The organism is Candidatus Cloacimonadota bacterium, from assembly GCA_028706475.1.
In the GTDB taxonomy this organism is placed as follows: Bacteria; Cloacimonadota; Cloacimonadia; order Cloacimonadales; family Cloacimonadaceae; genus UBA5456.
Genome location: JAQWBI010000055.1, coordinates 1 through 9,100 on the forward strand (window position 1 = coordinate 1; position 9,100 = coordinate 9,100).

8 protein-coding genes are annotated in these 9,100 nt (G+C 45.5%); 2 read left to right on the forward strand and 6 right to left on the reverse strand.

Annotation, left to right across the window (positions count from 1 at the left end; genetic code table 11):
* Positions 1 to 163 precede the first annotated feature (163 nt).
* The gene (locus tag PHF32_07890) at positions 164 to 571 is read left to right on the forward strand and encodes a hypothetical protein (GenBank protein MDD4560637.1); all 408 of its coding nucleotides are present in this window, start codon (positions 164 to 166) and stop codon (positions 569 to 571) included.
* Between the two features lie 404 nt (positions 572 to 975).
* On the opposite strand, the gene PHF32_07895 is transcribed toward PHF32_07890, so the two are convergent.
* The 6 genes from PHF32_07895 to PHF32_07920 are packed head-to-tail and all read right to left on the reverse strand — an operon-like array spanning position 976 to position 7,476.
* Positions 976 to 3,144, reverse strand: a complete 2,169-nt coding sequence (locus tag PHF32_07895) for a 3'-5' exonuclease (GenBank protein ID MDD4560638.1) — start codon at positions 3,142 to 3,144, stop codon at positions 976 to 978.
* The gene (locus tag PHF32_07900; protein ID MDD4560639.1) at positions 3,144 to 3,581 is read right to left on the reverse strand and encodes a hypothetical protein; all 438 of its coding nucleotides are present in this window, start codon (positions 3,579 to 3,581) and stop codon (positions 3,144 to 3,146) included. The genes PHF32_07895 and PHF32_07900 overlap by 1 nt, the downstream gene beginning before the upstream one ends.
* Positions 3,582 to 3,584: 3 nt before the next feature.
* A complete protein-coding gene (locus PHF32_07905) occupies positions 3,585 to 4,181 on the reverse strand; it encodes a hypothetical protein (GenBank protein MDD4560640.1) in 597 nt (198 codons plus the stop codon).
* 9 nt (positions 4,182 to 4,190) lie between these two features.
* Positions 4,191 to 5,618 (reverse strand): hypothetical protein, encoded by a 1,428-nt coding sequence (locus PHF32_07910; GenBank protein MDD4560641.1) that lies wholly within the window; start codon positions 5,616 to 5,618, stop codon positions 4,191 to 4,193.
* Between the two features lie 29 nt (positions 5,619 to 5,647).
* Positions 5,648 to 6,385 (reverse strand): MBL fold metallo-hydrolase, encoded by a 738-nt coding sequence (locus tag PHF32_07915; protein ID MDD4560642.1) that lies wholly within the window; start codon positions 6,383 to 6,385, stop codon positions 5,648 to 5,650.
* Positions 6,385 to 7,476 (reverse strand): MraY family glycosyltransferase, encoded by a 1,092-nt coding sequence (locus PHF32_07920; GenBank protein MDD4560643.1) that lies wholly within the window; start codon positions 7,474 to 7,476, stop codon positions 6,385 to 6,387. Before PHF32_07920 ends, PHF32_07915 begins: the two co-directional genes overlap by 1 nt.
* A 297-nt stretch (positions 7,477 to 7,773) precedes the next feature.
* On the opposite strand from PHF32_07920, the gene PHF32_07925 reads away from it, so the two are divergent.
* Positions 7,774 to 8,976 carry a hypothetical protein gene (locus PHF32_07925; protein ID MDD4560644.1) on the forward strand — a complete coding sequence of 401 codons (1,203 nt, stop codon included), beginning with the start codon at positions 7,774 to 7,776 and terminating at the stop codon, positions 8,974 to 8,976.
* Positions 8,977 to 9,100: the final 124 nt, after the last annotated feature.

Genomic DNA, 9,100 nt, shown 5'->3' on the forward strand with positions numbered 1-9,100 from the left:
TATCGAAGAGATGGATAAATCCATATCTGCTCTAAAAGGGTATCGCAAAGCTGGATAATGACATACGAACTATTTCTCGCTAGCGACACTCCATTTTCCAAGCACTTAGGTGTAGGAAAGATTAGTATCTAAGTGCTCTCTGACGGAAGCTCAGGATAAATGGTTGAAAAAGAAAGTAGTCAAGGTGTTTGGGAGAAAGACGGTCAGCGGGAGAAAGAAAGGTCTGACACAACTCACAACTATTCTTCCCAAACCCGCTGCCGACTACGTCTTCAGCAATGTCATCAAACACTGGCCAAACCTCTCTAAAAGTCTTACGTCCAATGTGTCCGAAAGATTCAATCGTAAGATTAAGAAGGTCATGTCAGGTAGATATGGCCTCAAATCATACGAAACCGCCGTCAATCTGGCCAACTCCCTCTGGCTGAAAGAACTGATCGATAACGGAAGGTTCATCCTTCATGATGAATCGCTGATCGCCAGTCTAAATATCTCCCAAATTTGTCAAGAAAAGCTCGCTTGGTACCATCTCGACCTGCTTTTCTCTAAGAACACAAGGAAAGTAGCATAATGAAGTGGGAGGTATTGAACAGTCTCCTGGCATTGCTTTCTACCAGATTTGAAGTTTTGACTTGACTGATTTGGGCTATTCTTAGATAATTCACTTTAACACCTCGTTGTTATTCATTGCCTAAAGCATAAAGCAACAATAATATACGAGGTGTTTTTGTCAAGAAGTATTTTAAGTTATTTTACTGCCTCTCAATCACTTGGGCTACTGGGAAAGATTAGTCAATTATTTGTCACAGGGAACTATCGCGATCGATTAGAAGAACCATTGATATCAAGCAATGAACATACAATGTAGTCCTTTTCCAATGTTTGTAGTTGTCGAATTTTGATAAATGTAAGGTCAAATGTATTGCATTCTAAGGATAAAGTGCAGGGAATTAAGAGGTAAGGATCCTGTATGAACTATTTGCTTGATTCTGTCTGTAAATAGCTGCCTACTATCTTGACTAGTTTCCCGTTTTTGAAAGACACCGTAACCACTGCATCCGTGCCCATACCATCCACAGATAATACGACGCCCTGTTTATACTCTTTGTGCCATACACGTTGCCCGATCTTGAAGTGTTTCTGACTTTCCCTAATCTTGTTCTTCGGTTTGCGATATGAGCTTTGCACCGGAGCCGCTATGTGCCCCGGAAAGTCCAATACATCCTCAAGATTGTCCAGAAACATGCTGGGTTGCGTAAAACTATAGGTGTCGTACAACCTGCGAGCTTCCGCCAGGCTAAGGATCAATTCCCGTTTTGCGCGAGTGATACCCACATAAAAGAGCCGCCGTTCCTCCTCGATCTCCTCTATGGTATCCATGCTCATCCGGTGAGGTAGAAGCTCATCCTCCAATCCAGCAAGATATACTACCTCAAACTCCAGTCCTTTGGCGTTGTGCAGAGTCATCAGCCTCACGCTGTCAAGTTCCTCGGATACTTTGTCCAGATCAGTCTGCAGGGCTACATAGGGTAAAAAATCCTCCAGGACTGCCGCTCTGTCGTTATCCCTGCTAAAACGCTCGGCAAATTCGTTGACCGAAGCCACAAATTCGATCAGGTTCTCCGCCCGGGCAATGTCCTTGGGATCGCTGCTTTTGCGGTATAAACTCACCAGACCCAGTTCTTCCACGATCTCTTTTACCAGATCAACCACAGGAAGCTTAAGGGACATCTGCCGCCATTGCTCGATGATAGTGCAAAACTCCGCTACCCTCTTGTGAGCTCCGGCATTCATTTCTGTGATGGCACTTTGGTTTTGAATAGCACTAAACAAGCTGATCCGGGTCTTGGCGGCAAATCCCAGCAAGCGGTTCACAGTGGTCTGTCCGATACCGCGAGGGGGTTCGTTGATTATTCGTAACAGGCTTTCGTTATCTGCGGGATTGCCAAGGCAATTCAAGTATGCCAGGAGGTCTTTGATCTCTTTACGCTGGTAAAAGTTCAGGCTTCCCACGATACTGTAGGGGATCTTTCTCTGCATCAGAGCATTTTCAAAGAGGCGGGACTGCGCATTTGTCCTGTATAGAATGGCAATATTCCGTAGGCTTTTGCCATCATTCCACTGCCTGGAGATGTTCTGAGCAATCTGTTCGGCTTCCACATTGGCATCGGGATACACGTTCAAGACCGGTTTCAAGCCTGCGCCTAAATCGCTATATAGTTCTTTGGGATGTCGCTGTTTGTTCTGCTTGATTACCTTGTTTGCCAAATCCAGGATCGCGGTTGTGCTGCGGTAATTCTGCTCCAGACGGATAGTGCGAACTTCGTGATAGTCCCTTTCAAATTCCAGTATATTACGTAGAGTTGCCCCGCGAAAGCTGTATATGGCCTGATCGTCGTCCCCCACCACGCATACTCTCTGATGCTCCAAGGCCAATTGATGGATAATCTCAAACTGAGCTTGGTTTGTATCCTGATATTCATCGATCATAACATATTGAAAGATATCCTGGTACTTGTGTCGTACAGCGCTGTTATTGCGTAGCAGGCGTGCAGTGTAGAGCAGAATGTCGTCGAAATCCATAGCTTGATTCATCAGAAGAGCTTGCTGATAATGCTGGTAGATATGTAGAAAGCCTCCGAGGAAAGGATTGTGCTTCGTTTCGGAGACGTCGATATCTTCGGGCAACATCAGTCGGTTTTTGTAGCGTCCGATCCTGGCCAGTACTTTGTTGAATGGATACTTTTGCAGATCGTAGCCATGTTCTTTATAGATCTTTTTTAGTACCGATTTCTGCTCATCGTCTGCATAAATGCTAAAATTTGCATTATAGGGCAAAGAAGCGGATTCATAGCGCAGAATCCTAAGGCAGATGGAGTGGAAAGTGCCCACCCAAAGCGAGTGCATAGGAATGCTAAGTAGGCTCTCCAAACGATCCTGCAATTCGCGTGCAGCTTTATTTGTAAATGTAACGATCAATAGCTTCCAGGGCGCTACTTTCCGCTCGTGAATCAGATAGGCGGCACGATAAATGATGCAGCGTGTCTTTCCGCTACCGGCACCTGCCAGTACCAGAATGGGATGATCTACATCCTCAACTACTTCGCGTTGAGCTTCGTTCAGATCTTGATGGTAATCTATCATCAAGTTCTTACTATTATTGGCTTGGGTTCGCTAAGGCGGCCTTCAAGCCTTCCCGCTGGATAGTCTTTGTAGGCGGAGACTCTATACCAGTACTCGCCTGGAGTAACACTGGAATCGTTTTCGCTGCTGTGGATATATTGCTGATGATCTGCACTTGCCACATGCATCACCGTATCGATAACGGCGTAAGCATTGCTATGCCCCTTGCTGCGGTAAACAAAGTATCCATCAGTGTTTGAGCTGCTATTGCTGTTCCATGATACTCGAACAATTCTTGGAGCAGATCCGGTACCCTCTGAACTTAACTGGACTCCCGTCACATAAGCAGGCTCAATCACGGAACTGGAATGAGGATCCAGGGGATTGTCGCGCTTGATGCCGCAGCCGGCAACAAAGAGCAGGATTGCAAGAGTAATAAACAGATGTATGTGTTTCATAAGCTAAAACCTCAATTCCAAACCAGTTGGACTCAGTTTCAACGGAGAACTGTCCCTATTCATGATGTCCTGCCACAAGTTCTCGTTATACTCGTTTGTACTCATTACAACATCGTACATATTGTACAACCAGATCACTCCTGCCAAACCCACCATCAGCAGGGAATAGTGATAGGGAATTTCGGCTTTGCTCCAGTAATCATTGATCTCGTCAACCTGAGTTGCGTTTTGATAGCGATCATAATTTGTGCTGGCCTGATTGTAGAAATAGAGGGCACTGATCACTGAAATCAATTCGGCGCTAAGTATTACTGTGGCTTTACTATTGTGTTTTGTAGCAAACTGACCCCACCCGGGGATCACTGCGCTTTTTAACACATTGCCGCCAAAGGGCACTGCCTCCAATTCGTAGAGTTGCAATTTATTCTGTCTGTAGGTTAGATCTTTGCGATACTCTGCTCTATCCAGGTAGTCCTTCCAACCGTATTTCGTACTGTCTGCAAAGGCTTGTAAATCGAAGCTTTGAGCATTGCACAGCGTGATCCCAAACAGCAATACTATCAGGATTATGTATTTCAAATTAATTCTCATATCTTTCATTTTACCCGCCTATTGCATCAGAGCTTCTGAAATCTTGTTTAAAGGGACCATAGAGCGATCTCTCAGATTGATCTGCCACACATAGAGGAAAGTATCCGTGGGAGTAAGCAAATCGTAGCGGGCTTCATATTTGTATTGTCCAGTGGAAAGCAATATCTTCCATCCACTATCCCGTATTTCGTTGGGATTGTGGGTTTTAAGTACCTCATTACGCTTTGCAGCGATGCGGTTTATCAAGAGTCCGTTACGATATTCCTGCAGGATTCTGCGGGCAAAGCCAACAGGATCACGTTCTGCTTCTACCAGGTTTTGCATGGACTGAGACCGTGCGCGATATTCCGGTAGGGGATCCAGTTGAATAGCCTGGTTGTAAAGCCTCAGGGCTTCGGCGTGTTTCTGAGCGCCTTCTGCTTTCAGACCTTCGTTGTAGATATCTTTGGCTTGGGCGATGTCTTTCTGAATCTCTCTCATCCTGGCAATGGCGGATAAAGCTGGGGCATAATCCGGGATGATCTCGAAAGTTTTGGTGTAATGCAGCAATGCATGTTCAAAATCGCGCTCTTGAACAAGAGCATCGCCTTTCTGAACATATAGTCTGGTAATACCTTCCAGACGCGCATCGACTTCGGCTTGCTTTGCGGGATTATATTGCACCGCAATGCGGAACAGGCGGTCGGCTGCCATATAGTCCTGGGCATCGATATACTCTTCTGCCTGTGCTTGATATACATCGGATATCAAAGCATTGATCCGGGATCCTTCAACCACGGGGTATAGAGAGAGTTCAAACAACTCCTTCAGCGCATCAGTATAATACTCCTGCTCCAACAAACGCTGGGCATAATCCACTTTAGTATCAATAAACTGCATCACGATATAGCGTGCTTGAATCTCGTAGGGATTATCCGGATAGTTGTTGTACAGAAATTTATAATCCTCCCAACTCTTTTCGCGATCCTGATATTCGTTCAGACTGATACTCATCCGGCGTAGTAAAACTTGGGGAATCAAGGGAGATTGCGGAATCTCGCGCATGATGTCGTTCATGTATTTTAGAGAAAGTACTTTATCGTTTGTTTGATAGGCTTCATCACCCATTTTGTAGTATAACTTTGCCAGTTCCAGATCTGCCGCTTCAGAATTGGCCAGTTTCAGAAAGCGCACTGCCAAAGGCCGATTGTCTCTTTCCACGGCAGTTTTGCCCAATTCCAGATAGCTGTTGCTGCGCATCAATTCAGCCCGGGTAACGATTGCTCCGTTTACTCCCGTTTCGATAAGGGCGTCCAGTTCATTGATGGCTCCCACATAAAGGCCTTTGTTATATAGGTCTTCCGCACTGCGCAAGCGGTTGATCTCACAGGCGGAAAGAAGTAGCAATAATGGGATCAACAACAGTGTTGCCGCTCTCAATATTGCAACTGTGTGTGGTTTATACATATATGTTCCCCGTAATATCTTCAGGATCTTCATATCCTGTATATTCTGCCCTCCCGGGCTTCTTCAAACAGTTCATTGGGTGTATTTATCAGAGCTTGCCTTACTTCCTCGCTCGGATTGTGCGTAAGCAGGATTCTTTTCAGACCCTTGGTGCCCATTTTCAATACTTGGCCTGCAGAAGGATGACATGCGTCCAAGAGAAGTGTATGCGCACCCTCTACGAAACCTGATATGCTATCTGTGGTTGAGATATCCGAACTATACACAAAATCTCCTGCAGCAGAATTGATCCTGATGGAAAACGCTCGTTGCAGGTTTTTGAAGGCATTTTTCCGGATTATCTCGCCATATCCTTGTAAGTGGTCGTTCAAGATATATCGTAGCTTGGGAAAGTCTTCTGAAAGGGAAGTCATGGGTTTTAGCTGCAGTTCAAAATCGAACTTCTGGGGAAAAGTGTAAAACATGCACAAGAAATCGGCGAACTCCCCTTCCCGCTCCGGCAGATAAAGAGGCAAGACCCTCTTACGACCTCTAAGATACAACATCTGAATAAGTAACAGCACGCCCCCGACATGGTCGGGATGGTAGTGTGTTATGATCACTGCACTAAGTATATCCGGCTCTAAACCTAGTTTCACCAGGCTCTGAGCACAGCCGTCTCCGCCATCCAGCAAAAAGCTCTGTCCCTCTGAATGCACCAATACAGATGAAGAGTTCAGATCCTTTGCAGGCATGCCGGAACCCGCTCCCAATATGCGAATTTCCATTACTTCTCTTTCTTCTGATTTGCCGGAATCACGATGGGTACCTGATCCAACTTGCGGCCAACTGCCAGGAAAAACGCTCCGAAAAGCAATGTGCTGATTAGCAATAACTCCCGGGAGCCAATCTTGAAGATGATGATGGAAGTGAGCACAATCAATACATTGATCGCGTAAATCACAGCTGCCGTAACCTTTACTGAGCCCAAAACATTGTTAATACGGTGCGTGGAGTGATCTTTGCCACCCTGCATCACATGTCTGCCATCGCGGCGACGGGTATAACTGACCAGCGAGATGTCGAAGATGGCATAACTAAGTAGCAGCACAGGAAGCAGATAGAACAGCTTGTCATTGTATTTGATGCCCGCATAACGCGCCATCAGGATGCCCATTGATGACAAGAAGTACCCGATAAACATGCTGCCCGCATCTCCCAAAAAGATCCTGGCAGGATTGAAATTGAAGGGTAAAAAACCAAAGGAAGACCCGGCAAAGCTAAGCGAGATAAGTGCGATCAAGGCCATGGCTTCCTGATTGGAACTGGTAGTATTGGTAAGTGCAAAGGCAAAAAACCCTAGCCCCAGAATGCCTGCCATACCGCTGATGATGCCATCCATATTGTCCAGGAAATTAAGCGCATTCATCAGCCCAACCATCCATAAAAGCATGAGCGGAAGAGTAATATAAACGCTGCCAAACATCATGCTAAGCTCATCAAAAGTGAAGTTCGTAAGGATAAAGATAAGTGCTACAAGAATCTGTCCAGACATCTTCACCAGTGGATGCATCCCGCGACGGTCGTCTATAAGGCCAATAAGAACGATTATGACTGAGCCTGCCAGATATCCGATCATGGGACGATCAAAATACCTGCCGGGGGAAATGGTTACATCGTAAACACATAACAGAATGAAACCCAAGGCCACACTAAGCCCCCCCATCAGGGGTACGCTTTTTAGGTGGATCTTGCGTGCTTCCGGTTTGTCCACGAAATTTATCTTTCTAGCCAGCTTTATTATGAATGGCGTGAGGCCATAAACAAAGAGCCATGACATTATGAATACGCTAAGATACTCATAGATGCGAAAATCCATCTGGTTCTCCAATATATCTTTCTAATATTCCATAATATGATAACATGGGATTTTGTCAATGCTTTTCCGCTGCAATTGTACGGATATCTACCATACCGGTTTGTGCTTCCCATCATGTGCGTTCTTTTACAAAGAATCGGGTTGAATACAGTAGGAACAGTTTTATACTTCCGCGGGATGCTCATGAAAACGTATGAGATTGGGCTTGACAGATTCCTGATTTTGAAATCTCTTTCATTGCATCGTTATATTTGCAGAAAACGGACAATATCCATATATATGGGAGGTAGATTTCGGATGAGATACCACATAGTAATTACGTTGTTGATTGCATTGTTCTCGTGCCAAATTATGGCATTAAGCGTGCATGATGAAAACCGGGTACAGATTGGCGATATTTCTTTCGATTTGAACCTGTATGCGACGGCAAGGATTGGGGGTAGCAGCGTGGTAGCTCTGAACTTCGATACTTCGGCCAGCACTGACGACGGAATCACGAACATCATCTACAGCTCCCCGCAGATGGATGTAAGATTGAGCTTTTATCCCCGGGATCAGTATGAAGCTGCGGCATGGTTAGTGTCCGTGAATGCATCCTGCAAAGAGGAACTATATTTGCACGATGTGTATCTCGCTATGGATCCGGTAGATGCGCCTATTATTGCAGATTTGAAGGGTATTGAAGCGATAAACTCCGGTGATTTTAAAGACAATGTAAACATCATCCCATTCAGGGATAAGGCAGTAGAATACGCTCATCCCAACGGCAAACTATGGATTGTGGCATCCGGATATGATGAATGTGGGGAAATCGAAGGGCTAAGCGCAAACCAAATAATGCTTTATGATCATAAAAACCATTTTTTCCGCAGATATGTGCAGGGCGGTACTTGGGAGGTTTCTATGGACACCATGTACAAGCCAGCCGGTGGTTCGCATGATTGGGCTTTTTTGCTCTTTGCGGAAAAACCACTTTTACTGAATATCAACCGTTGGCCAGGTGTAAATAGAGCTGCTTTATGCATTACAAACGATGCGGACGGAGAGAATATTAACAGCTTGCAAGCCGTTTACGAAGGCAGCAACAATCCTGAAAATCCAAAGTTTTACAATCAGGGCTTCTTTGCCCGCAACATCCCTGTATCCAGTACTATTTTCGGCGATAAACAAGCAACTTTGGGTGAGATGTGGCATAGGATAAAAGACCATGGCAATACGATTGGCTACCACACCTACTCTTCCGGAGCAGATCCCGTAGGCAGTAATCAACAAGCGCTGCTAACCGATCTTGTGGATTATGACATTCGGCTCTGGATCGATCACGCAGTCCCCAGCAACCCAGAGGATTTAGGTTACCTGGGCTTGATTCCCGGAAGCGATAGCTACATGGTAGATGTCATCAACGCATCCGGGATAGATTACATCTGGCCGGGAGACACTCCATATACAAATCCCTTCAACGCCTATGATGAAGCATGGCGATTGCCACACCTGCTGTGACCTTATCCCCGAAATTTACACCAGCAGAAGAGTGACACATGGGTCAGCAACAGCCGTTTTTTCTGATCAAAAATTTCCCGCTTTACAGCAGGAGCTTGTCGGGAGAATTTGTTGCTCAGAAAAA